The sequence below is a fragment of the Pseudomonas sp. KBN12P06040 genome (assembly GCF_037574965.1).
Taxonomy (GTDB): Bacteria; Pseudomonadota; Gammaproteobacteria; order Pseudomonadales; family Pseudomonadaceae; genus Pseudomonas; species Pseudomonas aeruginosa.
Genome location: NZ_JBBELS010000001.1, coordinates 3121255 through 3146311, shown reverse-complemented (window position 1 = coordinate 3146311; position 25057 = coordinate 3121255). Strand labels below are relative to the sequence as shown.

Sequence of the window (25057 nt, the reverse complement as noted above, 5' to 3'; positions counted from 1 at the left end):
TGGCGGCGGGGAGACCCAGGGTGACAAGAAATCCACCCCGCCGCCAGACGCAGGCTCAGGCGGCATGCCGGAGACTCCGCCGGCCACGCCGGAACAGCGCCCCGGCGCAACGCGCCAGCAACGGCCAGAGCAGCATCGCCAGCGCCGCGCCGGTCAGGCTGGCCACCAGCGGGTTGGACCAGAACACCGAGAGTTGCCCGTCGGAGAACAGCATCGACTGGCGGAACGCGTCCTCGGCCTTGTCGCCGAGCACCGCGGCGAGCACCAGCGGGGCGATGGGGTAGCCGAGTTTCTTGAACAGGTAGCCGAGCGCGCCGAACAGCAGCATCAGGACCACGTCGAGCATGGCGTTGTGCACCGAGTAGGCCCCGATGGCGCAGACCATGACGATGATCGGCGCGACGATGGCGAACGGAATCCGCAGGATCGAGGCGAACAGCGGTACGGTCGCCAGTACCACGATCAGGCTGACCACGTTGCCCAGGTACATGCTGGCGATCAGGCCCCAGACGAAGTCGTGTTGTTCGACGAACAGCGTCGGCCCGGGATGCAGCCCCCAGATCATCAGGCCACCGAGCATCACCGCGGCGGTCGCCGAGCCGGGGATGCCGAGCGTCAGCATCGGCAGCAGGGCGCTGGTGCCGGCGCTGTGGTCGGCAGTCTCCGGAGCGATCACGCCTTCCACCTCGCCCTTGCCGAAGTTCTCGCGGTTCTTCGAGAAGCGCCGCGCCAGGCTGTAGCTCATGAACGAGGCTGCGGTGGGGCCGCCCGGAGTGACGCCCATCCAGCAGCCGACCAGCGCGCTGCGCAGCCAGGTCAGCCAGTAGCGCGGCAGCCTGGCCCAGGTACGCAGGATCACCATCGGCGTGATGCGTGCGCGCTCGCCGCGAAACACCAGGCCTTCCTCCACCGTGCAGAGGATCTCGCCGATGCCGAACAGGCCGATCACCGCCACCTCGAAACTCAGCCCGGAAAGCAGCCAGGGCTGGTCGAAGGTCAGGCGCAGGTCGCCGGACACGGTATCCATGCCCACGGCGGCCATGGCGAAGCCGATGGTCATCGCCACCAGGGTCTTCAGTGGCGGGTTGCGGCTCATGCCGATGAAGGTGCAGAACGCCAGCAGGTAGACGGCGAAGAACTCGGGCGAGCTGAACGCCAGGGCGAAGCGAGCGATATGGGTGGACAGGAAGGTCAGCAGCAGCACGCCGACCAGCGCCCCGAGGAGCGCCGAGGTGAAGGCGGCGGTCAGCGCTTCGCCGGCCTGGCCGTTGCGCGCCATCGGGTAGCCGTCGAAGGTGGTGGCCACCGACGAGGGCTCGCCGGGGATGTTGAACAGGATCGAGGTGATCGAGCCACCGAACAACGCGCCCCAGTACATGCAGGAAAGCAGGATGATCGCCGACACCGGCGACATGCTGAAGGTCAGCGGCAGCAGCAGCGCCACCCCGTTCGGCGCACCGAGGCCCGGCAGCACGCCGACCAGGATGCCGAGCAGCACGCCGATCACCATCAGGCCGAGGTGATGGGCGCTGAGGACCAGGCTCATGCCCTGCATCAGGGAATCGAATTCGCTCATGGCCTGGCGCTCCCGACGAAGGCCGCGAGGTCGGCCAGTATTCCGGCATCCAGCGGCACCTTGAACCAGACGGCGAAGACCAGGTAGCTGGCCAGCGCCGCGCCGCAGGACAGCGTGACGATCAGCGGCACGCCGTAGGGTTTGTCGCGGCTGCGGTCGCGCCACATGAACCAGGCGATGAACAACGCGGAGGCGAGGTAGATCCCGGCGAACGGCATGGCCGCCACGTAGGCGGCGATCGGCAGGAACACCGCAAGCACCCGGCGAAAGGCCGCGCGGGCGACGAACGAGGTACCCAGCGCCCGCCAGCGGCACAGGGCCATGAGCAGGTTGCCGAGGCTGGCGGCGCTCAGCAGCAGGCCGATGTAGAAGGGGAAATAGCCGGCCTCGGGGCCGCTGTCGCCCCAGCCGATGCCGATATCCTGGCTGCCGTATATGACGATCGCGCCGAGCGCGGCGGTGAACAGCGCCAGGCCGATCTCCACCCAGCGGGTGGCGACCAGCGGCGCATTGGATGAGCTGGACATGTTCGTCTCCTGGTCGCGCTACGCGGGTTACTGGCGAAGCCAGCCGGCTTCCTGGAACAGCGGGATGACGCGCTGGCGGTCCTTCTCGATGTAGCTCACCAGGTCCTCGCCAGCGAGGAAGGTCGGCGCCAGCGCCGAGCGTTCGACATAGTCCCTGAACTCGGCGGTCTGGCTGACCTTGCGCATCAACTCGACGTAGAAGGCGCGCTGCTCGTCGCTGACTCCGCCGGGCAGGAACACGGTGCGCGGGAAGCGGTACTGGTCGATGCCCAGGCCCTGTTCGTGGCAGGTGGGGATGTCCGCCCAGGACTGCTCGGCAGCGACCTTGGCGGTGTAGATCATGCGCTCGTGGCTGAACACGCAGAGCGGCCGGACCTGGCCGCCGCGCCACTGGCTGAGGCTTTCCGCCGGGTTGTTGAGGTTGGCGGCGATGTGCCTGCCGGCCAACTGGATGGACGCCTCGCTGCCGCTCTTGAAGGGGATGTAGGTCAGCTTGCCGCCGACCTGCTTGCCGAGCAGCAGGCTTAGAGTCTGGTCGACGTCCTTCGACTGGCTGCCGCCGAAGCGCATGCCTGCCGCGTCCTTCTTCAGATCGGCGAGGAACGCCGCGGCGTCCGCCCACGGCGCCGCCTGGTAGGTCCAGAGGATGAAGTCGTCCTCGGCCACCGCCGCCACCGGCGTCAGGTCGGTCCATTGGTAGCCCAGCCGGGCCACCAGCGGCAGCAGGTAGACATTGTTGGTGCCGATCACCAGCTTGTGCGCGTTGCCCTTGGCCAGCTTCAGGTCGAGGAAGGCTTCGGCGCCGTTGCCGCCGCCCTTGTTCAGCACCACGGTGTTGACGTCGAGCAGCTTGTTCTGGCTGATCGCCGACTGGACCAGGCGGGCGAGTTGGTCGGTGCCGCCACCGGGACCGCCGGCGACGACGATCTCCAGGTTCTCTTCGGGTTTCCAGGCAGCCGCCAGGGCGGGCAGGGCGGTGCAGCAGAGCAGGGCGCAAGCGGCCAGGAAGGAGGGGACGGAGCGCGCATATGCGGTACGCATGGAGGACCTCTGGTTGTCATTGTTGTTATGGGTAGAGCGGAGTGTGCGAAGCGCACCGATAAGCGTCCACTCAAAATAAGGCATACACCGATAGCCTGGGGTTATGAGTGGAAGCGGATGTCGGATACCTGGAGCGATAACCGTAGGAAATGGCCGTATGAGCAGCTTTGATTAGACGGTTATCGATGGAAAGCCGGATAGTGAGCCTGCCGGACCTGCCAATCCAGTTCCGCAGCACAAGAACAACAATAAAAGAGGTACGACCCATGGCTCAGGCACAGACCGCCGTGCTCCAGGCTGATCCTGCCCAGGACAAGGCCACTGCCGCAAAACCCAGCAACGTCCGCTGGCGCATCTTCGCCATCGTCTTCGCCCTGACGGTGATCAACCTGGTCGACCGGGTCTCGCTGTCCATCGCCATGCCCACCATCGCCGGTGAATTCCAGCTCACGCCGAGCATGCAGGGGCTGATCCTCAGCAGCTTCTTCTGGGCCTACGCGCTGTTGCAGATTCCCGGCGGCTGGCTGATCGACCGCTACGGCCCGCGCCGGGTGATCGGCTGGTCCACCGGCCTCTGGGGAGCCTTCCAGACCCTCGCGGCCTTCGCCAGCGGCGGCCTGTCGCTGATGTTCGCCCGGGTCGCCCTGGGCGCGGCGGAAGCGCCGCTGTTCCCCTCCGGCGGCAAGCTCAACTCGCTGTGGCTGGGCTCCAGCGAACGCAGCCGCGGCGCCGTGCTGATGGACTGCGGAGGGCCGCTTGGCGTCGCTCTCGGCGGACTGGTCATCGCCTACCTGATCGCCGTGCTCGGCTCCTGGCGCAGCGCCTTCTTCATCGCCGGCATCGCCACCCTGGCCATGGCCTGGCTGGCCTGGCACTACCTGCGCGACGACCCGGCCGAGCATCCCGGGGTCAACGCCGCCGAGCTGGACCGGATCAACGCCGTCCGCACCACCCCGCTCGCCGAAGCGGACTGCCAGGCCGGCGGAAGACTGGGCATCGCCGGCCGCTCCCTGGTCGGTATCGTCCTCGGCCGCGCCAGTTGGGCCATGGTGTTCTTCGGCCTGCTGACCTGGGGTCCTAGCTACCTGGCGCAGGCGCGCGGCTTCGATATCAAGGGTATCGGCGCCGCGACCTTCGTCATCTTCCTCTGCGGCGCCGTCGGTTCCCTGGTCGGCGGCTTCCTCTGCGACCTGCTGATCCGCAAGGGCGTGCGCCGCGGCCTGGCGGCCAAGGGCCTGCTGACGGTCTCGGGCCTCGCGGCGCTGGTCGCCTTCCTGCTGTTGCCGAGCCTGGAAGATGCCTATGCCGCCGTGACCCTGCTGGCGCTGACCGCCTTCTTCCTGATGTGGGGCAGCCTGTACTGGAGCTTTCCGGCCTTGCTCGCCACTCCGGCCCGGGTCGGCCTGGTCGGCGGGGTGATGAACATGGCCGGCAGCCTCGGCGGCATCGCCGTGCCGATCCTGGTCGGGCTGCTGCTGCAACACCTGGGCGGATATGCCGCGGTGCTGGGCTTCTTCGCCCTCTGCTCGGCAGCCTTCATCGTCGGCACCCTGCTGATTTCCCTGGACAAGACCGAGGCAAAGCATGGCTGAGCTGTACGACGGGCCGATCGTCGACGCCCATCATCATTTCTGGGACCCGCAGGCGAACTACCACCCCTGGCTCGCGGAGGACGCCAAGATTCCGTTCCGCTACGGCGACTACAGCGCGATCAAGCGCCGCTACCTGCCGGCGGACTACTTCGGCGACGTCGGCGCACACCGGGTGGTCGAGACGGTCTACGTGGAAACCGAGTGGGACCCGCGCGATCCGCTCGGCGAAACCCGCTTCGTGCATCACCTCGCCGAACGCCATGGCGCGCCCCACGCGGTGGTGGCGCAGGCCTGGCTGGACGCGCCGGACGCCGCCGAGGTGCTGGCGGCGCAGGCGGGCTTCGCACGGGTCCGCAGCGTCCGCCACAAGCCCGGCGGTCCGCAACGCCCGCAACAGGTCGGCGAGCTGCGCAGCCTGATGAGCGACGAGCGCTGGCGTCGCGGCTATGCCGAGCTGGCCCGGCACGGCCTGCACTTCGACCTGCAGACACCCTGGTGGAACCTCGCCGAGGCCGCATGCCTGGCGCGCGACTTCCCCGATACGCTGATCGTGCTCAACCACGCCGGCCTGCCGTCCGATCGCAGCGAGGAGGGGCTGGCCGCCTGGCAACGGGCCATGGCGCGCTTCGCCGAATGCCCCAACGTGGCGTTGAAGATCTCCGGCATCGGCCAGGCCGGCCGGCGCTGGAGCGTCGAGGACAACGCCTGGATCGTCCGCGAAAGCATCGCCCTGTTCGGCGTCGAGCGGGCGATGTTCGCCAGCAACTTCCCGGTGGACAGCCTGTGCGGCTCGTTCGACGACATCTATGGCGGTTTCAAACGCATCGTCGCCGACCTGCCGTACGCCGACCAGGAACGGCTTTTCCATAGCAACGCGCGGCGCATCTACCGCACCGTACCCGACACCGTGCGCCTGCAGCAGGCGTCGCTCGACCCGAGGACTTCCCCATGAACGCTCCATCCCTACCGCGACTGGCCATGGTCCTGGGCGATCCGGCCGGCATCGGCCCGGAACTGATCGCCCGCCTGCTGGCCGACACCGAGGTGCGCGAGAAGGCGCACATCGTGCTGATCGCCGACGAAGCGGAAATGCGCCGCGGCATGCGCATCGCCGGCTGCGAATTCCCCTACCGACGCATCGACGCGCTGGAGACCCTGGATTTCGCCGACGCCACGCCACTGCTGCATCCCTGGCTCAGCCAGGGCGGGGACGAGTTCCCACGCAGCGAAGCGAGCGCCGTCGGTGGCCGCTACAGCCTGGAAACCCTCGCGCTGGCCCTCGAACTGACCCGCAGCGGCAGGACCGACGCGATCCTCTTCGGCCCGCTGAACAAGACCTCGCTGCACATGGCCGGCATGGACCACAGCGACGAGTTGCACTGGTTCGCCGAGCGCCTGGGGTTCGGCGGCCCGTTCTGCGAGTTCAACGTCCTCGACGACCTCTGGACCTCGCGGGTGACCTCCCACGTAGCCCTGGCCGAGGTGCCGGGCCTGCTCAGCCAGGAGCGGGTAGGGGAGGCGATCCGCCTGATCGACGACGCGCTGCGCCGCAGCGGCCTGGCGCGGCCGCGCATCGGCGTCTGCGGACTGAACCCGCACAACGGCGACAACGGCAGCTTCGGCCGCGAGGAGTTGGACATCATCGCTCCGGCGGTGCAGAAGGCGCGCGAACAGGGGATCGCCGCCGACGGCCCGTATCCCGCCGACACCATTTTCCTCAAAGTGCAGGGCGACGCCCGTGCCTTCGACGCGGTGGTGACCATGTACCACGACCAGGGGCAGATCGCGATCAAGCTGATGGGCTTCTCCCGCGGCGTGACCGTCCAGGGCGGCCTGCCGATCCCCATCGCTACGCCGGCCCACGGTACCGCCTTCGATATCGCCGGGCAGGGAAGGGCCGACGTCGGCGCCACCCGCCAGGCGTTCGAGATCGCCTGCCGGATGGGCAGGCGCAAAGCCTGATCGCCTGCATGCGACGCGACAACCAGAGCGCCGCACCTTCGTAACGCGCCCCCTGGCGCCTCCCTGTACCGTCGCGGCGGGGCAGGAGGCGTCGCACCTTCGACGAGAGACACATCGCCTGGAGCCGCAGCGCTCCACGGCTCGCTTCGGCCTGGGAAAAGGAAAAACAACAATGACCCGTTCCGCTCCGAACCTGCTGAAATCCGCCTCGCTCGCCCCGGTCCTGCTGGCCGGCCTGCCGTCGCTCGCCGGCGCCGAGGGCTTTATCGAAGACGCCAGCGTCAGCCTCGGCCTGCGCAATCTCTATTTCAATCGCGACTTCCGCCAGCCCGGCGCGGCGCAGTCGAAACAGGATGAGTGGGCCCAAGGCTTTCTCCTACAGGCAAAATCCGGCTATACCCAGGGCACCCTGGGCCTCGGCGTCGAGCTGATCGGCCAGCTCGGCCTGAAGCTCGACAGCAGCCCTGATCGTGCCGGCTCCGGGCTGTTGCCACGCCACGCCGACGGACGCGCAGCGGACGACTACGCGCGACTGGGCGTGGCGCCGAAGCTGAAGCTGTCGAATACCGAGCTGAAACTCGGCGAACTGCTGCCGGAACTGCCAATCCTCCTGCGCAACGACGGCCGCCTGCTGCCACAGACCTTCCAGGGCGGCATGCTGACCTCCAGGGAAATCGCCGGCCTGACCCTGCACGGCGGGCAGATGCGTTCGCTCAGCCAGCGCAACTCCAGCGACCACCAGGACCTCTCGGTGGATGGGCGCGGCGGGGTGTTCTCCGACCGTTTCGACTACCTGGGCGCGGAGTACCGCTTCAATGCCGAGCGCAGCCAGGTCGGGCTGTGGCAGGCGCGACTGCAAGACATCTACCGGCAGGACTACTACAGCTTGAGCCACAAGCAGAGCTTCGGCGGCTGGCGCCTGGGCGCCAGCGTCGGGCTCTTCGACACGCGCGACGAAGGTGCCGCGAAGCTCGGTGATCTGGAGAATCGCGCGCTGACCGGTTTCTTCAGCGCGACCCGCGGCCGCCACAGCCTCGGCGCCGGCTACCAGCGCATGTACGGCGACGACGGGATGCTCTACATCGCCGGCACCAGCACGCCGTTGGTCAACGACATCCAGGTGCGCAACTTCACCAGCGCCGGCGAGCGCTCCTGGCAACTGCGCTACGACTACGACTTCGTCGCCCTGGGCATTCCCGGGCTGACCGCCATGGCCCGCTACGCCAGCGGCGCCCATGCCCGGACGAAGGCGATGGACGACGGCCGCGCCTGGGAACGCGACGTGGACGTCTCCTACGTGATCCAGAGCGGCCCGCTGAAGAACCTCGGCCTGCGTTGGCGCAACGCCATGCTGCGGTCCAACCATGCCGCCGATGTCGACGAGAACCGCCTGATCCTCTCGTATTCCCTGCCGCTGCTCTGAGCGCAGGGCCGTTCTCGCTGCTGCCCGATAACCGGCGATTGGCTGATTGGTGAAAAGGTATTGCCTGGGGTTATCGATGAATGCGCAGAAGTGATTATCCGCGCGGGAGCGGCCTGGCTACAGTCGGCCCAACGCAAGCGGCCATGCCGCCTCCGCGTCGAACAACAACAAGAAGGAAGCCCTCCATGAGCGCCATGAACGACCACGCCAGGCTGCTGTCCTCGGCGATCGCCACCAGCCGCCTGCGGCTCCTGCCTTTCCTGGTCCTGATGTATGTACTGGCTTTCATCGACCGGGCCAACGTCGGTTACGCGCGGGCCTTCCTGCAAGCCGACACCGGCCTTGCCGATGCCGCCTTCGCGTTCGGCGCGAGCATCTTCTTCATCGGCTATGCCTTCTTCGAGGTACCCAGCAACCTGATGCTGCACCGCCTCGGCGCCAGGGTCTGGCTGTGCAGGATCATGGTCACCTGGGGCCTGGTCTCGGCGGCGATGATGTTCGCCGACGACGCCATGACTTTCTATGTCCTGCGCTTCCTGCTGGGCGTCGCCGAGGCGGGTTTCTTCCCCGGCATCATCCTCTACCTCACCTACTGGTTCCCGCAGCGCAGCCGTGCCCAGGCGCTTGGCCTGTTCTATTTCGGCCTGCCGCTGGCGCTGGTACTGGGCGGTCCGCTGTCCGGTTGGCTGCTGGAGTTCCACGACATCTTCGGCCTGGCCAACTGGCAGTGGCTGTTCGTCACCGAGGGCCTGCTGGCCTCGCTGGTCGGCATTGCCGCCTACTTCTACCTGGTCGACCGCCCGCGCGATGCCGGCTGGCTGAGCGACGAGCAGAAGCGGGCGCTGGAAGGCGAGCTGGCCGAAGAAGACACCCGCAAACAGGCACGCGGCCCGCACGGCTTCCTCAGCGCTCTGCGCAGCGGCCAGGTGCTGAAGTTCTGCCTGGTCTACTTCACCATCCAGATGAGCGTGTACGGCGTGGTGTTCTACCTGCCGACCCGCATCGCCAGCTTCCTCGACGGCCAGGTCGGCCTGAACGTCGGCCTGATCACCGCGATTCCCTGGGCTTGCGCCCTGGTGGTAACGCGCCTGGTGACCCGCCAGGCCGACCGCAGCGGCCAGCATCGCCAGCTCGCGGTGGCCATGCTGGGCATGGCCGCAGCCGGTATCGCCGCCTCGGCGCTGGCCGGCAACCTGGGCCTGGCGGTGATCGCCTTCTGCTTCGCCGCGTCCGGCTTCGTCTCGGTGCAGCCGCTGTTCTGGACCCTTCCCACCGGCTACCTGAGCGGTGCGGCCGCGGCCAGCGGCATCGCCCTGATCAACTCCCTGGGCAACCTCGGCGGCTTCGTCGCGCCGAACCTCAAGACCCTCATGGAAAGCCAGTTCGCCGACCCGCGCGCCGGCATGTTCGCCCTGGCCGCCGTCGGCCTGCTCGGCGCCTGCCTGCTGGCCCGGCTGAAGACTTCCGGATCGTCGTCCGTCCCGCTGCGAGCGCGGCAGGCCGGCTGACTCACACTACGCACCGATAGGAGCTGCGACATGAAAATCAAATCCGTCCGTACCCGCGTCTTCGAATGGAAGGGCAAGGTCGTCCCGCCGCAGGCGCACTTCTGCACCAATGCCAGCGACATCCTGTTCGAGAAGGGAGACGCCATGGGCTCGTTCCGCTTCCACGGCTGGCTGGTGGTGGAGATCGAGACCGACGACGGCCTCGTCGGCATCGGCAACTGCGCCCTGGCGCCGCGCGTGGCGAAGGAAATCGTCGACCTCTACCTGGCGCCGATCTGCATCGGCGAAGACCCGTTCGACAACGAGTACATCTGGCAGAAGATGTATCGCCGCACCCACGCCTGGGGCCGCAAGGGCATCGGCATGGCAGCCATCTCGGCGGTGGACCTGGCGATCTGGGACATCATGGGCAAGGCGGTGAACAAGCCGGTGTTCAAGCTGCTCGGCGGTCGCACCAAGGAGAAGATCTGGACCTACGCCTCGAAGCTCTACGCCAACGACAACCTCGACGCCTTCCTCGAAGAGGCCCAGGGCTACCTGAACCAGGGCTTCACCGCGCTGAAGATGCGCTTCGGCTATGGCCCCAAGGACGGCCCGGCGGGCATGCGCAGGAACATCGAGCAGGTCCGCGCGCTACGCGAACTGGCCGGGCCGGACATCGACATCATGCTCGAATGCTACATGGGCTGGACCCTGGAATACGCCCGGCGGATGCTGCCGAAGCTCGCCGAGTTCGAACCGCGCTGGCTGGAGGAGCCGGTGATCGCCGATGACATCGAGGGCTACGTCGAGCTGAAGAAGATGGGGATCATGCCGATCTCCGGCGGCGAGCACGAATTCACCGGCCACGGCTTCAAGGACCTGCTGGAGCGCCGCGCGGTGGACGTCATCCAGTACGACACCAACCGCGTCGGCGGGATCACCGCCGCGCGCAAGATCAACGCCATGGCCGAGGCCTGGTCAGTGCCGGTGATCCCGCACGCCGGACAGTTGCACAACTATCACCTGACCATGGCCAGCACCGCCTCGCCGATGGCCGAGTTCTTCCCGGTGTTCGACGTCGAGGTCGGCAACGAGCTGTTCTACTACGTGTTCAAGGGCGAGCCGCAGCCGGTCGACGGCTATATCCAGCTGGACGACCACAAGCCCGGCCTGGGCCTGGAGATATCCGAAGAGCACCTCAAGGATTTCATCATCATCGAGTGATAGTCGGAGCCCACAGGAGGAGCCGAGATGCGGCTGATTCAATTCGAGGACCGGGCAGGGCAGCGCCGGGTCGGCGTCGTCGAAGGCGCCGGGATACAGGTGCTGCGCGGCGTGCGCAGCACGCGCGAACTGGGGCTGGCGGCGATTCGCGCGGGCAGCGGCCTGCACGACGAGGTGCTGCGCCGAGGCAGCGAGCCAGGCCCGGACTATGCCGGGTTGCTGGAGGAGGGAAGGGTGCTGCCGCCGCTGGATCATGACGACCCGGCCCATTGCCTGGTCAGCGGCACCGGCCTGACCCACCTGGGCAGCGCCGCGACGCGCGACCGCATGCACCAGCAGAACCAGGGCGACGAGACCGCGCTGACCGACACCATGCGCATCTTCAGGTGGGGCCTGGAGGGCGGCAAGCCACCGGCGGGCCAGGTCGGCGCGCAGCCTGAATGGTTCTACAAGGGCGACGGCGGCATCGTCGTGCGACCCGGCGCGGACTTCCCGCTACCGGCCTTCGCCGAGGACGCCGGCGAGGAACCGGAGCTGGTCGGGCTCTACCTGATCGGCGATGACCGCCGGCCTTACCGGCTCGGCTACGCCCTGGGCAACGAGTTCTCCGACCACCTGATGGAGCGCCGCAACTACCTGTACCTGGCGCATTCCAAGCTGCGCGCCTGCTGCTACGGGCCGGAGCTGCGAGTCGGCGAACTGCCGCGCCACCTGCAGGGCGAGAGCCGGATCCTGCGCGACGGCGAAGTGCTCTGGCAGCAGGCGTTCCTTTCCGGCGAGGACAACATGTGCCACAGCCTGGAGAACCTCGAGTACCACCATTTCAAGTACGCGCAGTTCCTCCGTCCGGGCGACGTCCACGTGCATTACTTCGGTACCGCCACGCTGTCCTTCGCCGACGGGATCAAGGCTGCTCCGGGGGATGTCTTCGAGATCGCCATGGCCGAGTTCGGCGCGCCGCTGCGCAATGGCATCGCCGCCGTCGAGACCGCACTGACGCCGGGGCGGGTGGTAGCGCTCTGAAGCCCCACCGCCGTGCATAGGCCGGAGCTCCACGAGAAACCCGCGGCACGGTTTCCTTCATTCCTGCGGAGCCTTGGCTCCAACCCCGCCGGCCATCCCCGGCGGGGCTTCCCCTGTATGAGGTCGACATGACAGCCATCCTCGGACACAACTTCATCGGCGGCGCCCGCAGCGCGGCCGGCACGCTCTTCCTGCAAAGCCTCGACGCCGCCAGCGGTGAGGCGCTGCCGTACCGCTTCGTGCAAGCCACCCCGGAAGAAGTGGACGCCGCCGCCGAAGCCGCCGCCAGCGCCTACCCGCACTACCGGCAACTGCCGGCCAGCCGCCGCGCGGAATTCCTCGATACCATCGCCGCCGAACTCGACGCGCTGGACGCTGATTTCGTCGCCATCGTCTGCCGTGAAACCGCGCTACCGGCCACGCGCATCCAGGGCGAACGCAGCCGCACCAGCGGCCAGCTGCGCCTGTTCGCCGAAGTCCTGCGGCGCGGCGACTTCCATGGCGCGCGCATCGACCGCGCCCGGCCCGAACGCAAGCCGCTGCCACGCGTCGACCTGCGCCAGTGCCGGATCGGCCTCGGCCCGGTGGCGGTGTTCGGCGCGAGCAACTTCCCCCTGGCGTTCTCCACCGCCGGCGGCGATACCGCCGCGGCCCTGGCCGCCGGCTGCCCGGTGGTGTTCAAGGCGCACAGCGGACACATGGCCACCGCCGAACGGGTCGCCGCAGCGATCCTCCGCGCGGCCGAGCGCACCGGCATGCCGGCGGGCGTGTTCAACATGATCTACGGCGGCGGAGTAGGGGAGCGGCTGGTCCGCCACCCCGCGATCCAGGCGGTCGGCTTCACCGGTTCGCTGAAGGGCGGCCGCGCCCTCTGCGACATGGCGGCCGCCCGGGAGCAGCCGATCCCGGTGTTCGCCGAGATGAGCAGCATCAACCCGGTGGTGCTGCTGCCGGCGGCGCTGAAGAAGCGCGGCGAGGCCGTGGCCGACGAACTGAGCGCCTCGGTGGTGCTCGGCTGCGGCCAGTTCTGTACCAATCCCGGGCTGGTCATCGGCATCCGCTCTGCGCAATTCTCGGCGTTCCTCGAACGCTTCGCCGCCCGCATGGACGACCAGCCGGCGCAGACCATGCTCAACGCCGGCACGCTGGCCAGCTATGAAAAAGGCCTGGCGGCGCTGCACGCCCACCCGCGCGTCCGCCATCTCGCCGGGCAACCGCAGGAGGGCCGCCAGGCCCGGCCGCAACTGTTCCAGGCGGACGTCAGCCTGCTGCTGGAGGGCGACGAGTTGCTGCAGGAAGAAGTCTTCGGCCCGGCCAGCGTGGTCGTCGAGGTCGCCGACCACGCCGAACTGAAGCGCGCGCTGCATGGGCTGCACGGGCAGCTCACCGCGACCCTGATCGCCGAAGCGGAAGACCTGGCGTCCTTCGCCGACCTGGTACCGCTCCTGGAACAGAAGGCAGGGCGCCTGCTGCTCAACGGCTATCCGACCGGCGTGGAAGTCTGCGACGCGATGGTCCACGGCGGTCCGTACCCGGCCACCTCGGACGCCCGAGGCACCTCGGTGGGCACCCTGGCCATCGAGCGTTTCCTGCGCCCGGTGTGCTACCAGAACTACCCGGACGCGTGGCTGCCGGAAGCGCTGAAGGATGGCAACCCATTGGGGATTGCGCGGTTGGTGGACGGGGTTGAGACGCGGGCGGCGATTGACTGAAAGAGGAACCGGGCAAAGACGAGGGTCGGAGGATATCGGAGCCTCAGAGGTGTGCAGCAGGACACTGGAGGAGCCCCGGAAGAGGCCCGCCGGTGTTCCTGCCTGTACCCCGAATGAGCAAAGCGAGTATCGATCCAGGGCTACCCGAGTGCTCCTATCGTCCCATGCCTGGACGCGGAAAAGCCGCTTCTCGGTGTCGAGGGATTCTCGGCCGATACCGCCACTTGCATCGGCATGAGACAGGAGGCGCGCCACAATCTCTCCGGGGGTCCTTCCTTCCGTGGCGAATGCCATGATGCCCCCCTGGCAGGATCGCCGCTTGGCTCCGTATAGCGCGATGGTGAAAAACACATGAGACAATATTGACTCATGTGAACTATATAAGCATCATGCGATCCCAGCGCTCGATCGTCGTCCAAGCGGCATGAATAGCGAGTCCGGCCCAGCCTGGCCAGATCGAGCCGAGCGGACAACTGATGCGCGTGAGTGGCCGAACCCATGCCATCGCTGTAACGCCCCGAACAGAATCGTCTTCCGACGGCAGCCTCCCCCGACAGGTGGTTTCCCCGTGCCCATTCCCTGCCGGGCAAGGCACAGGTTGGCCGCCGCGCTGGACGACGACAAACCATCACCGTCCCGGCAGAGATCCTGGAGAACGACAATGCGTGCGATCGATGCCGGCATTCTGGTCTGCGGCGAGTGCCACCAGTTGAATCGCGCCGACGGGAACGAGCATCCGCGTTGCAGTCGCTGCGGCGCGAAGCTGCATCCTCGGCGGCCGAGCAGCATTGCCCGTACCTGGGCGTTGCTGATCTCGGCGATGATTCTCTACGTTCCCGCCAACCTGTTGCCGATCATGACCGTCAACATGCTCGGCAAGGGCTCCCCGGCGACCATCATGGGCGGGGTCGTGACCCTGATCCAGGCCGACATGCTTCCCATCGCCCTGGTGGTGTTCGTCGCCAGTATCGTCGTCCCCACCTTCAAGCTGGTCGGCATCGCCCTGCTGCTCTATTCGGTGCAGCGGCACCAGCCGATGTCGGCCCGCCAGCGAATCATGATGTACCGCTTCATCGAATGGGTCGGGCGCTGGTCGATGCTCGATATCTTCGTCATCGCCATCCTCGTGGCGCTGGTCAATTTCGGCAACCTGGCGAGCATCGAGGCCAATCTCGGCGCCGCCGCCTTCGCCAGCGTGGTGGTGCTCACCATGCTCGCCGCCGTGACGTTCGACCCCCGGCTTATCTGGGACAACACCAATCTGGACGACGAGAATGAGTGATTTGCCAAGCCCGAAGAAACACAAGACCTCGAACTGGTCGGCGATCTGGGTGCTGCCGCTGGTGGCCCTGGCTATCGGGGCCTGGCTGGGCTGGCGCGCCTACGACCAGGCAGGGGTGCTGATCCAGGTGCGCTTCGAGAGCAGCGATGGCATCCAGGCGAAGAAGACCGAGGTGCTGTACAAGGGCATCGCGGTCGGCAAGGTCGTCGCGCTGGATGTCAGCGAAGATATCAAGGGCGTGGTGGCCACCATCGAAATGGACAAGGAGGCGCGCCAGTACCTGAGCAAGGGTACCCGCTTCTGGCTGGTCAAGCCGCGGGTTTCCCTGGCTGGCGTCACCGGCCTGGAAACCCTGGTCTCTGGAGTCTACATCGCGGTCGATCCGGTGAAGGGCGAGAAGGAAGAACGCAACTTCACCGCGCTGAAGCAGCCGCCCCCCCTTTCCGACAGGCTGCCCGGCCTGCACCTGACCCTCAAGGCCGATCGCCTGGGCTCCCTGGAGCAGGGCAGCCCGGTGTTCTACCGGCAGATCCAGGTCGGCCAGGTGAAGAGCTTCCAGCTGGGCGATGACCAGAGGACCATCGAGATCAAGGTGCACATCGAGCCGGCCTACGCCGACCTGGTGCGCAAGCACACGCGATTCTGGAACGCCAGCGGCATCTCCATTTCCGGTGGCCTGTCCGGCTTCAAGGTGCGTAGCGAATCGTTGCTGACCCTGGCGGCCGGCGGCATCGCTTTCGCTACTTCCGATAGTCGAGGCGACAGCCCGCCGACCGATCCGAGCAAGCCGTTCCGCCTGTACGACGACTACGACGCGGCCCAGGCCGGTCTGCGCGTGAAGCTGAAGATGAACGACGTCAGCGGCATCGATCCGGGCCGCACCCCGGTGATGTTCAACGGCGTGCAGGTCGGTCTGGTCAAGTCGATCGACATGGACAAGGACTACAGCAGCGCCACTGCCGACCTGGCGATGGATCCGCGGGTCGAGGACATGCTGCTGGAAGGCACCGAGTTCTGGACCGTCAAGCCAAGCATCTCCCTGGCCGGCATCACCGGCCTCGAGGCCCTGGTGAAAGGTAACTACATCGACGTGCGCTTCGCCAAGAGCGGCGCGCCGAGTCGCGAGTTCACCATCCGCCCGAAAGCGCCGCCGCTGAACACCGACGCGCCCGGCCTGCACCTGGTGCTGACCAGCGACAAGCTCGGCTCGATCGACATCGGCGCGCCGATCCTCTACCGCCAGGTCCGCGTCGGCAGCGTGCAGAGCTACCAGCTGTCGCGCGACCGCCAGCGAGTGGTAGTGGGTGTGCACATCGAGCCGGAGTACGCGCACCTGGTGAATACCTCGACGCGCTTCTGGAACTCCAGCGGGATCACCCTGACCGGCAACCTCAGCGGCGTGCAGGTGAAGAGCGAGTCGCTACAGACCCTGATCACCGGCGGGATTTCCTTCGACACCCTCGATCCGAAGGCGCCGACCGTGACCAAGGTGCGTCGCTTCACCCTCTTCGACAGCGAGGAGGCGGCGATGGCCCGTGGCGTGGAGATCCAGCTGAGCATCGACAATGCCGACGGCCTGCGCGAAGGCACGCCGATCCGCTTCAAGGGCCTGGACATCGGCAAGATCGAAAGCGTCGAGCTGAACCCGGACCTCTCCGGGGTACAGATGAAGGCCCGCCTGACTTCCGCCGGCGAGCGCGTCGCCCGCAGCGGAACCCGCTTCTGGGTGGTGCGTCCGGCGCTCGGCCTGCTGCGTACCGAGAACCTCGGAACCCTGGTCAGCGGCCCCTATATCGAGGCGCTGCCGTCGAGCACGCCGGGCGAGCGCCAGGCACGCTTCCAGACTCTCGCCGAAGCGCCCAACCTGCTGGGCCGGGAAAACGGCCTGCGGCTGACCCTCAGCGCGCCGCGCAAGGGCTCGATCAAGCCGGGCAACCTGGTGACCTACCGGCAGATCCCGGTGGGCAAGGTCGTCGACCTGGCCTTGGGCGAACAGGCCGACCGGGTGCTGATCAGCATCCTCATCGAACCGCGCTACGTACCGCTGGTGCGTACCGGCAGCCGTTTCTGGAATGCCAGCGGCTTCGGCGTCGACGCCAGCCTGTTCAAGGGTCTGTCGCTACGCACCGAGTCGATGGAGGCGCTGATGGAGGGCGGCATTGCCTTCGCCACCCCGAACAATGCGCAGATGGGCGAGCCCGCCAAGCCGGGGCAGACCTTCGCCCTGTTCGATTCGGCCAATGACGAATGGCTGGAGTGGGCGCCCAGGATCGCCCTGAGGCGCGGGGCCCGTTGATGTCGCATCGCACCGCGGCAGCATGAATCCATTCGATCAACCCAGAAGGAGAACGCCGATGTCCAGGCGCTTGCTTTTCGTGGCCACCCTGGTCGCGACCCTTTCCCTTGCCGCTCATGCCGACGAACCCCTGCCATCGGTCGAGCAGGTGATGAACGAGCACAAGGAAAAGATCAGGAACCAGCTGGAAACCATCAACTACAAGCGCAAACGGATGGTCGAGGCAAACATGGCGCTGGACGGTACCGAAGCCGAGACGTTCTGGCCGATCTATTCACGCTACCGAGGCGAGACGGACAGCCTGCACAAGGAGACATTCCAGCTCCTGCTCGAATATGCCCGCGCCTATGGTTCCGGCAGCATTACCGACGCGGAAGCTTCGAGGATGGTCGACCTCTATCGGGGATTGCAGGAGAAACAGCTGGCCGTGCTGCACCGGTACGTGCAGGAAGTGGCCGAGAAGATGTCACCTCGGCGGGCCATGCGCTTCCTGCAGATCGAAGCGCAACTGGACGCGCTGGAGGCGTTGCAGATCGGCAAGCAGGTTCCGCTGATCAATTGAGTTTCACGGCACCGGCCGCGTCCATGCCTGGGCGAGTTCCGCATCGCCCAGGCGCATCGTTTTGCTCAGCGTGCCGAACGAAGCCGCCGCCACAGCGTGGTCCGGCTGATCCCGAGCCGACGCGCAGCCTCGTCAAGGCTGCCCTGGCAGCTGTCCAGCGTCTCCTGTATGTAGCGCAACTGCGCGGTTTTGCCGATGGCGTGCAAATCCTTTGTGCGCGATGGCTCTTTCCGGGACCTGGGCTGAGGCTGGCCTTCGAATAGCTCGGGCAGCACGCGAGCCAGGTAATGCTCATCCACGCCGTGCTCATGGAAGATTTCGCTGGCGGAGAGCATCGCCCGTTCGATGACATTCTCCAGTTCCCTGACGTTTCCGGGCCAGGAATGGCGGACGAGGTAGGGTAGCAGGAGCGTCGTTATGCCTGCGGCACCCGGTGGCTGGCCCTGGACCAGCAGGCGCTGGCTGATTCCCTGGCAAATCAGAGGAATGTCCTCGGGCCGCTCGCGCAGGGGAGTGGTCTGCAAGCGCAGGATATTCAGCCGGTAATACAGGTCGGTGCGAAACTCGCGATCCTTCATGGCGGCCCCCAGGTCCTTGTGGGTGGCGGCGACGATGCGCACGTCGATGGAGATCGGCTCGGTGCCGCCCAGGCGCAAGACCTCTCGCTCCTGCAATACACGAAGGAGGCGAGTCTGCAGCGACACAGGCATGTCGCCGATCTCGTCGAGGAACAGCGTGCCACGGTGCGCCGCCTCGAACAGGCCGGGCTTGCCGCCTTTGCGCGAACCGCTGAAGGCGCCTTCCTCGTAGCCGAACAGTTCGCTTTCCAGTAGCGACTCGGGAAACGCCGCGCAGTTGATGGCGACGAAAGGCCCGTGCCGGCGAGGGCTCTCGTTATGGATCCCTTGGGCGAGCAGTTCCTTGCCGGTGCCGCTTTCGCCAGTGATCAGGATGGTCGAATGGCTGGCGGCAAAGCGCTTGGCCAGCTGCAACATCTCACGGTTGGCCTTGCTCGCGCCGTTGAGTTGTTCGAGCCGGTAACGCGCGGTGAAGGCACCTGGACGGCGAGTGGAGCGGATGCGTTGATCCGCGCGCTGCACGGCGGTGATGTCCTGGCAGGTGAGCACCAGGCCGGTACGCTCGCCATTCTCCAGGATCGGCAGGAGATTGCTGACCACGGCGTGCGAGCCCAGCCGGATCACCCGGTTTTCCTCGCCACCGCCATCCTCTAGCGCCTGTTGCAGGTCAAGCTCCGGGCATAGCTGCTGTAACGGTCGACCCAGAGCCGAGCTGACCGGCAACTCCAGCAACTGGGCAAGGGCAGGGTTGAGCGATTGCACCACACCCTGGTTGTCGACCGCTGCCACACCGCTTGGAATGTGTTGCAGCACCGCGTCCAGATGCCGCCGCTTGGCGATCTCCAGGCGCTGGCTGTCGAGGACTCCCATGGCTTCCTCGAGCGCCTTGCGCGCAGTGTCTTCGCTCAGCGACAGCACGCCGTGCAGGCCTGCCTGTTCCGCCAGCTCCACCACCGTCGACGAACCGATGATGCTGCGGCAACCCAGCCGGGCTACCTCCAGGACAGCCTGGCGAGCCTCTTCCAGGGTGGTGTAGGCGACCTGGTGAACCTGCACCGTGAACAGCGTTCGCATGGCTTGCAGGTCCCGGTCGATGCGGTTGTAGCTGAGCAGGGCGACATGGGAGGAGTGTTCGCGGGCTTGCTCCAGCGCACGCAACAGGTCTCCGCCGCCAACGCGCATCGTCAGAACCGGACGTGCCAGGTGTCTACGCAGGTAGGCGGCAGTGGCGCCAGCACAGACGAACACGTCGGCCTTGCCGTGCTGTTCGAGATCGCGGGCGGTTTGCAGGGCTTCGGATACCGAGGTGTCGAGCACCTCGATATGGACGTCCGGGTAGCCCGCCGCCAGGCCGGCCACCAGGCTGGCGAGGCGACTGCGCTGCCGAGGTCGTTGAAGGTGACTGACCAGCACGACGACCTGGGAAAGGGGAGGACGCATGTCGAAACCTGTTCAGGATTGAATTGTTTCGATACTGAATCAGTTCGTTGCAAAAGTGAAACCAAGATTGCTTCGTCGAGCGCCATGGAAAAGCCTGGCGCCAGAGAGCGCGCGGGTTACAGGCATATCCCGAAAATTGGCCCAGGCGTTGCTAAAGCTGTCTGACAACATGACTACAGGCAGGCCCTACAACCCCATGAGCACTCCTCCTACGACCGTACGGGACGGCGAGACATTCGTGGCCCCGGACGACCAGCCACTGGTCGAGTTCATCCGCGAGTACGCCGCAGCGAAGCGGGTGGTCATCCAGGCACGCCAGCGCCTGAGCGGCGGCGCCATCCAGGAAAACTGGCTGCTGGACCTGCTGATCGAAGGCGGCCCCTGGGCTGGCGCCCGGCGTTGGGTGCTGCGCAGCGATGCGCTTTCCGCGCTACCCGCCAGCCTGGACCGCGAACAGGAGTTCGCGGTGCTGCAAGTGGTTCATCAGGCCGGTGTGAAAGTACCGCGCCCGCTGTGGCTGTGCCGCGATATGCGCGTGCATGGGCGGGTGTTCTTCCTGATGGAGTACGTGCCGGGTGTCGCCGCCGGTCGCTTGCTCAGCGCCGGCGCCGGCACCCAGGGCCGGGCGCAGCTGGCGGCGCAGCTTGGCGCCAACCTGGCGCGCCTGCATCAGGTTCGCCCGCCGTGCGCCGCGCTGGATTTCCTGCCGATGCCAACCCGCTCACCGGCCTTGGCGACCATCGACGCCTATCGCCACTACCTCGACACCCTCGCCGATGCCTATCCGGTGCTGGAGTGGGGCCTGCGCTGGTGCGAGCTGCACGCACCGCACAACGGCACCCTGTGTCTGTTGCACCGTGACTACCGCACCGGCAACTACCTGGCCAGCGAACAGGGACTCGAAGCCGTACTCGACTGGGAGTTCACCGGCTGGGGCGACCCTTGCGAGGACCTAGGCTGGTTCACCGCCCGCTGCTGGCGCTTCACCCGCCCAGACCTCGAGGCCGGCGGTATCGGCCAACTGGAGGACTTCCTGGGGGGCTACCACGAGGTGTCTCCGCTGCGTATCGAGCGCAGCCAACTGCACTACTGGCAGGTCATGGCCACCCTGCGCTGGGCGGTGATCGCCCTGCAGCAAGGCCAGCGCCACCTGTCCGGCGAAGAGCCGTCCATTGAGCTGGCACTGACCGCACGACTGCTGCCGGAGCTTGAGCTCGACATCCTGCACATGACCGGAGCCGAAGCGCCATGACCCAGCCCGATGCCCATGAACTGCTCGACATCGCTCGCTCGACGCTTCTGGAGCAACTGCTGCCAGCGCTGCCCGGCGAGCTGCGTTACCCGGCCCTGATGATCGCCAATGCCATGGCCATCGCAGCCCGCGAAAGCCGCCTGGGGGCTCTGGCCGAGGACCAGGAGCGGACACGTCTGGCCGCCTTGGTCGACGAGGCGCCCGCAGCCTTGCCCGACCTGCGCCGCCAACTGGCACGGGCCATTCGCCTGGGCAGCCATGACGCCCCGCAAAACCATAGAACCCTGGTCGAGACATTGCGCCAGGTCACCCTCGCCCGATTGGCCATCAGCAATCCCAAGGCCTTGCCCTGAACGGCGTCAGCCATCTCATTCCCGACAGACAAGCACCCAGAAGGACAACCATGAACTTCACCCTCCCGGACGAACTGCTCGCCTTGCAGGCCAAGACCCGAGACTTCATCGCCGAACAGGTCATCCCGCTCGAGAACGACCCCCGCCAGGACAGCCACGGCCCCAGCGACGCCCTGCGCCAGGATCTGGTGGCCCGCGCCCGCGCGGCCGGCTTGCTGACGCCCCACGCCAGCCGCGAAATGGGTGGCCTGGCGCTGAGCCACGTGGCCAAGGCGATCGTCTTCGAAGAGGCCGGCTACTCGCCGCTGGGCCCGGTGGCGCTGAACATCCATGCCCCGGACGAAGGCAACATCCACCTGATGGACGTGGTCGCCACCGAGGCGCAGAAAGACCGCTGGTTGCGCCCGCTGGTCCAGGGCCATGCCCGTTCCTGCTTCGCCATGACCGAGCCTGCGCCAGGCTCAGGCTCGGACCCCTCGATGCTGCGCACCACCGCCACCCGCGATGGCGACGACTACCTGATCAATGGCCGCAAGTGGCTGATCACCGGCGCAGAAGGCGCTGACTTCGGCATCGTCATGGCGCGCATGGAGGATGGTACGGCGACCATGTTCCTGACCGACATGAAGCGTGACGGCATCACCCATGAGCGCCAGTTGGACTCGCTGGACAGCTGCTTCACCGGTGGCCACGGGCAGCTGCGTTTCGACAACCTGCGTATTCCGGCGAGCGATGTGCTCGGCGAGATCGGCAAGGGCTTCCGCTATGCCCAGGTGCGCCTCGCGCCCGCGCGCTTGACCCACTGCATGCGCTGGCTCGGCGCCGCGCGTCGCGCCCACGACATCGCCTGCGACTATGCGCGCACCCGCGACGCCTTCGGCAAGCCGCTGGGCGAGCACCAGGGTGTGGGCTTCATGCTGGCCGACAACATGATGGACCTGCACGTGGTGCGACTGGCGGTGTGGCACTGTGCCTGGGTGCTCGACCAGGGCCGGCGGGCGAATGTCGACTCCAGCATGGCCAAGGTGATCAGCGCCGAGGCGCTGTGGCGGGTGGTCGACCGTTGCGTCCAGGTACTGGGCGGGCGCGGGGTGACCGGAGACACCGTGGTGGAGCGGATCTTCCGCGACATTCGTCCGTTCCGCATCTATGACGGCCCGAGCGAGGTGCACCGCATGAGCCTGGCGAAGAAACTGCTCGACCAGCGCCTGGAGGCCCGCTGATGCAGCCGAACCTGACCCGACTGTTCGCCCTCGACGGGCGCCGCGCCCTGGTGACCGGAGCCTCCAGCGGCCTGGGCCGCCACTTCGCCATGACCCTGGCCGCCGCAGGCGCCGAGGTGGTGGTGACTGCCAGGCGCCAGGCGCCGCTGCAGGCACTGGTGGAGGCCATTGAGGTGGCGGGAGGGCGGGCGCAGGCCTTTGCCCTCGATGTGACCTGCCGTGAGGATATCTGCCGGGTGCTCGATGCCGCCGGCCCGCTGGATGTGCTGGTCAACAATGCGGGGGTGAGCGACAGCCAGCCCTTGCTGGCCTGCGACGATCAAAGCTGGGACCGCGTGCTCGACACCAACCTCAAGGGCGCCTGGGCGGTGGCCCAGGAAAGTGCCCGGCGCATGGTCGCGGCGGGGAAGGGCGGCAGCCTGATCAATGTCACTTCGATCCTCGCCAGCCGTGTGGCCGGTGCCGTCGGCCCTTACCTGGCGGCCAAGGCCGGCCTGGCCCACCTGACCCGCGCCATGGCGCTGGAGTTGGCGCGCCATGGCATCCGGGTGAATGCCCTGGCGCCCGGCTACGTGATGACCGACCTGAACGAGGCGTTCCTGGCCAGCGAGGCCGGCGACAAGTTGCGCTCGCGTATCCCCAGCCGCCGCTTCAGCGTGCCGGCGGACCTGGACGGCGCCTTGCTGCTGCTCGCCAGCGATGCCGGGCGGGCCATGAGCGGCGCCGAGATCGTGGTCGATGGCGGCCACCTGTGCAGCAGCCTGTAACGCGCCCTGGCGCAATAACAACAAGAACAGGAGGTATGTATGTGCGTGCAAGACCCGAGCAATGTGTCGATGAGGTGGCTGCCATGATGGTTCCTACCCTCGAGCACGAGCTTGCTCCCAACGAAGCCAACCATGTCCCGCTGTCGCCGCTGTCGTTCCTCAAGCGTGCCGCGCAGGTATACCCGCAGCGCGATGCGGTGGTCTATGGCGCAAGGCGCTACAGCTACCGCCAGTTGCACGAGCGCAGTTGCGCCCTGGCCAGCGCCCTGGAGCGGGTCGGCGTACAAGCGGGCGAGCGGGTGGCGATACTGGCGCCGAATATCCCGGAAATGCTCGAGGCCCACTATGGCGTACCCGGTGCCGGGGCGGTGCTGGTATGCATCAACATCCGCCTGGAGGCACGCAGCATCGCCTTCATCCTGCGCCACTGCGCGGCCAGGGTGCTGATCTGCGACCGTGAGTTCGGTGCCGTGGCCCAGCAGGCGCTGGCCATGCTCGATGCGCCGCCCTTGCTGGTGGGCATCGACGATGATCAGGCCGAGCGCGCCGACCTCGCCCACGACCTGGACTATGAGGCGTTTCTGGCCCAGGGCGACCCGGGGCGGCCGCTGAGTGCGCCGCAGAACGAATGGCAGTCGATCGCCATCAACTACACCTCCGGCACCACGGGGGATCCCAAGGGCGTGGTCCTGCATCACCGCGGCGCCTACCTCAACGCCTGCGCCGGCGCGCTGATCTTCCAGTTGGGGCCGCGCAGCGTCTACCTGTGGACCTTGCCGATGTTCCACTGCAACGGCTGGAGCCATACCTGGGCGGTGACGCTGTCCGGTGGCACCCATGTGTGCCTGCGCAAGGTCCAGCCAGATGCGATCCACGCCGCCATTGCCGAGCATGCGGTGACCCACCTGAGCGCCGCGCCGGTGGTGATGTCGATGCTGATCCATGCCGAGCATGCCAGTGTCCCTGCCGTGCCGGTATCGGTGATCACCGGCGGCGCCGCGCCGCCCAGCGCGGTCATCGCCGCCATGGAAGCACGCGGCTTCAGCATCACCCACGCCTACGGCATGACCGAAAGCTACGGCCCCAGCACCCTGTGCCTGTGGCAGCCGGGGGTCGACGAATTGCCGCTGGAGGCCCGGGCCCAGTTCATGAGCCGCCAGGGCGTCGCCCACCCGATGCTCGAGGAGGCCACGGTGCTGGATACCGACACCGGCCGTCCGGTCCCGGCCGACGGCCGCACCCTTGGCGAACTGGTAGTGCGGGGCAACACCGTGATGAAAGGCTACCTGCACAACCCCGAGGCCACCCGCGCCGCGTTGGCCGACGGCTGGCTGCACACCGGCGACCTGGCCGTGCTGCACCCGGACGGCTACGTGGAAATCAAGGACCGGGCCAAGGACATCATCATTTCCGGCGGCGAGAACATCAGCTCGCTGGAGATCGAGGAAGTGCTCTACCAGCACCCCGAGGTGGTCGAGGCCGCGGTGGTGGCGCGCCCGGATTCGCGCTGGGGCGAGACACCCCACGCGTTCGTCGCCTTGCGGGCGGATGCCTTACCCAGAACCACGGGTGACGATCTGGTCCGCTGGTGCCGCGAGCGCCTGGCGCACTTCAAGGCGCCGCGGCATGTGACGCTTACCGAACTGCCCAAGACCGCCACCGGCAAGATCCAGAAGTTCGTCCTGCGCGAGTGGGCCCGGCAGGAGGAGGAGGCCGGCGACGCCGGCAGCTGAT

The 25057-nt window shown here is 67.1% G+C and carries 20 protein-coding genes; 16 read left to right on the top strand and 4 right to left on the bottom strand.

From position 1 onward, the window contains the following. Window positions 1–55 precede the first annotated feature (55 nt). From VQ067_RS14835 to VQ067_RS14825, 3 genes are read right to left on the bottom strand one after another with little or no spacing between them, the layout of a single operon-like run. Window positions 56–1576: a tripartite tricarboxylate transporter permease gene (locus VQ067_RS14835; RefSeq protein WP_003089051.1), complete on the bottom strand. Its 1521-nt coding sequence runs from the start codon at window positions 1574–1576 to the stop codon at window positions 56–58. After that, on the bottom strand, window positions 1573–2103 hold the full coding sequence (locus VQ067_RS14830; protein WP_034019796.1) for a tripartite tricarboxylate transporter TctB family protein: 531 nt from the start codon (window positions 2101–2103) through the stop codon (window positions 1573–1575). Before VQ067_RS14830 ends, VQ067_RS14835 begins: the two co-directional genes overlap by 4 nt. A 27-nt stretch (window positions 2104–2130) precedes the next feature. Then, window positions 2131–3144 carry a Bug family tripartite tricarboxylate transporter substrate binding protein gene (locus VQ067_RS14825; protein WP_003111000.1) on the bottom strand — a complete coding sequence of 338 codons (1014 nt, stop codon included), beginning with the start codon at window positions 3142–3144 and terminating at the stop codon, window positions 2131–2133. Window positions 3145–3410: 266 nt separating this feature from the next. Between VQ067_RS14825 and VQ067_RS14820 the strand changes: the two genes are divergently transcribed. The 11 genes from VQ067_RS14820 to VQ067_RS14770 all read left to right on the top strand — a co-directional run bounded on the left by VQ067_RS14820 (window position 3411) and on the right by VQ067_RS14770 (window position 17710). Further along, window positions 3411–4736: an MFS transporter gene (locus tag VQ067_RS14820; RefSeq protein ID WP_033989838.1), complete on the top strand. Its 1326-nt coding sequence runs from the start codon at window positions 3411–3413 to the stop codon at window positions 4734–4736. Beyond that, window positions 4729–5688 carry an amidohydrolase family protein gene (locus VQ067_RS14815; protein ID WP_003159110.1) on the top strand — a complete coding sequence of 320 codons (960 nt, stop codon included), beginning with the start codon at window positions 4729–4731 and terminating at the stop codon, window positions 5686–5688. Before VQ067_RS14820 ends, VQ067_RS14815 begins: the two co-directional genes overlap by 8 nt. Then, on the top strand, window positions 5685–6698 hold the full coding sequence (locus VQ067_RS14810; RefSeq protein ID WP_003123450.1) for a 4-hydroxythreonine-4-phosphate dehydrogenase PdxA: 1014 nt from the start codon (window positions 5685–5687) through the stop codon (window positions 6696–6698). The genes VQ067_RS14815 and VQ067_RS14810 overlap by 4 nt, the downstream gene beginning before the upstream one ends. A gap of 172 nt (window positions 6699–6870) precedes the next feature. Continuing rightward, on the top strand, window positions 6871–8121 hold the full coding sequence (locus VQ067_RS14805) for an OprD family porin (protein ID WP_033989837.1): 1251 nt from the start codon (window positions 6871–6873) through the stop codon (window positions 8119–8121). Window positions 8122–8306: 185 nt separating this feature from the next. Beyond that, a complete protein-coding gene (locus tag VQ067_RS14800; RefSeq protein ID WP_317951596.1) occupies window positions 8307–9629 on the top strand; it encodes an MFS transporter in 1323 nt (440 codons plus the stop codon). A gap of 30 nt (window positions 9630–9659) precedes the next feature. After that, the gene (locus VQ067_RS14795) at window positions 9660–10835 is read left to right on the top strand and encodes an L-lyxonate dehydratase (RefSeq protein WP_003111006.1); all 1176 of its coding nucleotides are present in this window, start codon (window positions 9660–9662) and stop codon (window positions 10833–10835) included. A gap of 27 nt (window positions 10836–10862) precedes the next feature. Beyond that, entirely contained in the window at window positions 10863–11858 is a 996-nt protein-coding gene (araD1, locus tag VQ067_RS14790; protein ID WP_003111007.1) for an AraD1 family protein, read from the top strand. Window positions 11859–11986: 128 nt separating this feature from the next. Next, window positions 11987–13570, top strand: a complete 1584-nt coding sequence (locus VQ067_RS14785; RefSeq protein WP_033989832.1) for an aldehyde dehydrogenase (NADP(+)) — start codon at window positions 11987–11989, stop codon at window positions 13568–13570. 661 nt (window positions 13571–14231) lie between these two features. Further along, window positions 14232–14852: a paraquat-inducible protein A gene (locus tag VQ067_RS14780; protein WP_003132056.1), complete on the top strand. Its 621-nt coding sequence runs from the start codon at window positions 14232–14234 to the stop codon at window positions 14850–14852. Beyond that, window positions 14845–17148, top strand: coding sequence for a PqiB family protein (locus tag VQ067_RS14775; RefSeq protein ID WP_023094739.1), 2304 nt, complete (start codon window positions 14845–14847; stop codon window positions 17146–17148). The genes VQ067_RS14780 and VQ067_RS14775 overlap by 8 nt, the downstream gene beginning before the upstream one ends. A gap of 58 nt (window positions 17149–17206) precedes the next feature. Next, window positions 17207–17710, top strand: coding sequence for a hypothetical protein (locus VQ067_RS14770; protein WP_003089145.1), 504 nt, complete (start codon window positions 17207–17209; stop codon window positions 17708–17710). A gap of 65 nt (window positions 17711–17775) precedes the next feature. Here the strand turns inward: VQ067_RS14770 and VQ067_RS14765 are convergent, their stop codons facing one another. Then, window positions 17776–19728, bottom strand: a complete 1953-nt coding sequence (locus VQ067_RS14765) for a sigma-54-dependent Fis family transcriptional regulator (protein WP_003132042.1) — start codon at window positions 19726–19728, stop codon at window positions 17776–17778. A gap of 196 nt (window positions 19729–19924) precedes the next feature. Here VQ067_RS14765 and VQ067_RS14760 point away from each other — a divergent pair, with 196 nt between their 5' ends. The 5 genes from VQ067_RS14760 to VQ067_RS14740 all read left to right on the top strand — a co-directional run bounded on the left by VQ067_RS14760 (window position 19925) and on the right by VQ067_RS14740 (window position 25056). Continuing rightward, on the top strand, window positions 19925–20980 hold the full coding sequence (locus tag VQ067_RS14760) for a phosphotransferase family protein (RefSeq protein WP_023094045.1): 1056 nt from the start codon (window positions 19925–19927) through the stop codon (window positions 20978–20980). Beyond that, window positions 20977–21333, top strand: coding sequence for a DUF6285 domain-containing protein (locus VQ067_RS14755; RefSeq protein ID WP_003089151.1), 357 nt, complete (start codon window positions 20977–20979; stop codon window positions 21331–21333). Before VQ067_RS14760 ends, VQ067_RS14755 begins: the two co-directional genes overlap by 4 nt. Before the next feature lie 50 nt (window positions 21334–21383). Then, complete coding sequence (locus VQ067_RS14750; protein ID WP_003132040.1) at window positions 21384–22556, top strand: acyl-CoA dehydrogenase family protein; 1173 nt, start codon at window positions 21384–21386, stop codon at window positions 22554–22556. Beyond that, window positions 22556–23323 carry an SDR family NAD(P)-dependent oxidoreductase gene (locus VQ067_RS14745; protein WP_003123438.1) on the top strand — a complete coding sequence of 256 codons (768 nt, stop codon included), beginning with the start codon at window positions 22556–22558 and terminating at the stop codon, window positions 23321–23323. Before VQ067_RS14750 ends, VQ067_RS14745 begins: the two co-directional genes overlap by 1 nt. Window positions 23324–23409: 86 nt before the next feature. Further along, window positions 23410–25056 carry an acyl-CoA synthetase gene (locus tag VQ067_RS14740; protein ID WP_445324206.1) on the top strand — a complete coding sequence of 549 codons (1647 nt, stop codon included), beginning with the start codon at window positions 23410–23412 and terminating at the stop codon, window positions 25054–25056. The last annotated feature ends 1 nt before the right edge of the window (window position 25057 follow it).

Excerpts from the sequence above, each read along its gene's own strand:
- VQ067_RS14760 (WP_023094045.1), top strand. The coding sequence starts at position 19,925 with ATGAGCACTCCTCCTACGACCGTACGGGACGGCGAGACATTCGTGGCC.
- VQ067_RS14795 (WP_003111006.1), top strand. The coding sequence starts at position 9,660 with ATGAAAATCAAATCCGTCCGTACCCGCGTCTTCGAATGGAAGGGCAAG.
- VQ067_RS14785 (WP_033989832.1), top strand. The coding sequence starts at position 11,987 with ATGACAGCCATCCTCGGACACAACTTCATCGGCGGCGCCCGCAGCGCG.
- VQ067_RS14775 (WP_023094739.1), top strand. The coding sequence starts at position 14,845 with ATGAGTGATTTGCCAAGCCCGAAGAAACACAAGACCTCGAACTGGTCG.
- VQ067_RS14745 (WP_003123438.1), top strand. The coding sequence starts at position 22,556 with ATGCAGCCGAACCTGACCCGACTGTTCGCCCTCGACGGGCGCCGCGCC.
- VQ067_RS14755 (WP_003089151.1), top strand. The coding sequence starts at position 20,977 with ATGACCCAGCCCGATGCCCATGAACTGCTCGACATCGCTCGCTCGACG.
- araD1 (WP_003111007.1), top strand. The coding sequence starts at position 10,863 with ATGCGGCTGATTCAATTCGAGGACCGGGCAGGGCAGCGCCGGGTCGGC.
- VQ067_RS14740 (WP_445324206.1), top strand. The coding sequence starts at position 23,410 with ATGGTTCCTACCCTCGAGCACGAGCTTGCTCCCAACGAAGCCAACCAT.
- VQ067_RS14765 (WP_003132042.1), bottom strand. The coding sequence starts at position 19,728 with ATGCGTCCTCCCCTTTCCCAGGTCGTCGTGCTGGTCAGTCACCTTCAA.
- VQ067_RS14815 (WP_003159110.1), top strand. The coding sequence starts at position 4,729 with ATGGCTGAGCTGTACGACGGGCCGATCGTCGACGCCCATCATCATTTC.
- VQ067_RS14805 (WP_033989837.1), top strand. The coding sequence starts at position 6,871 with ATGACCCGTTCCGCTCCGAACCTGCTGAAATCCGCCTCGCTCGCCCCG.
- VQ067_RS14780 (WP_003132056.1), top strand. The coding sequence starts at position 14,232 with ATGCGTGCGATCGATGCCGGCATTCTGGTCTGCGGCGAGTGCCACCAG.
- VQ067_RS14830 (WP_034019796.1), bottom strand. The coding sequence starts at position 2,103 with ATGTCCAGCTCATCCAATGCGCCGCTGGTCGCCACCCGCTGGGTGGAG.
- VQ067_RS14825 (WP_003111000.1), bottom strand. The coding sequence starts at position 3,144 with ATGCGTACCGCATATGCGCGCTCCGTCCCCTCCTTCCTGGCCGCTTGC.
- VQ067_RS14800 (WP_317951596.1), top strand. The coding sequence starts at position 8,307 with ATGAGCGCCATGAACGACCACGCCAGGCTGCTGTCCTCGGCGATCGCC.
- VQ067_RS14810 (WP_003123450.1), top strand. The coding sequence starts at position 5,685 with ATGAACGCTCCATCCCTACCGCGACTGGCCATGGTCCTGGGCGATCCG.
- VQ067_RS14835 (WP_003089051.1), bottom strand. The coding sequence starts at position 1,576 with ATGAGCGAATTCGATTCCCTGATGCAGGGCATGAGCCTGGTCCTCAGC.
- VQ067_RS14770 (WP_003089145.1), top strand. The coding sequence starts at position 17,207 with ATGTCCAGGCGCTTGCTTTTCGTGGCCACCCTGGTCGCGACCCTTTCC.
- VQ067_RS14820 (WP_033989838.1), top strand. The coding sequence starts at position 3,411 with ATGGCTCAGGCACAGACCGCCGTGCTCCAGGCTGATCCTGCCCAGGAC.
- VQ067_RS14750 (WP_003132040.1), top strand. The coding sequence starts at position 21,384 with ATGAACTTCACCCTCCCGGACGAACTGCTCGCCTTGCAGGCCAAGACC.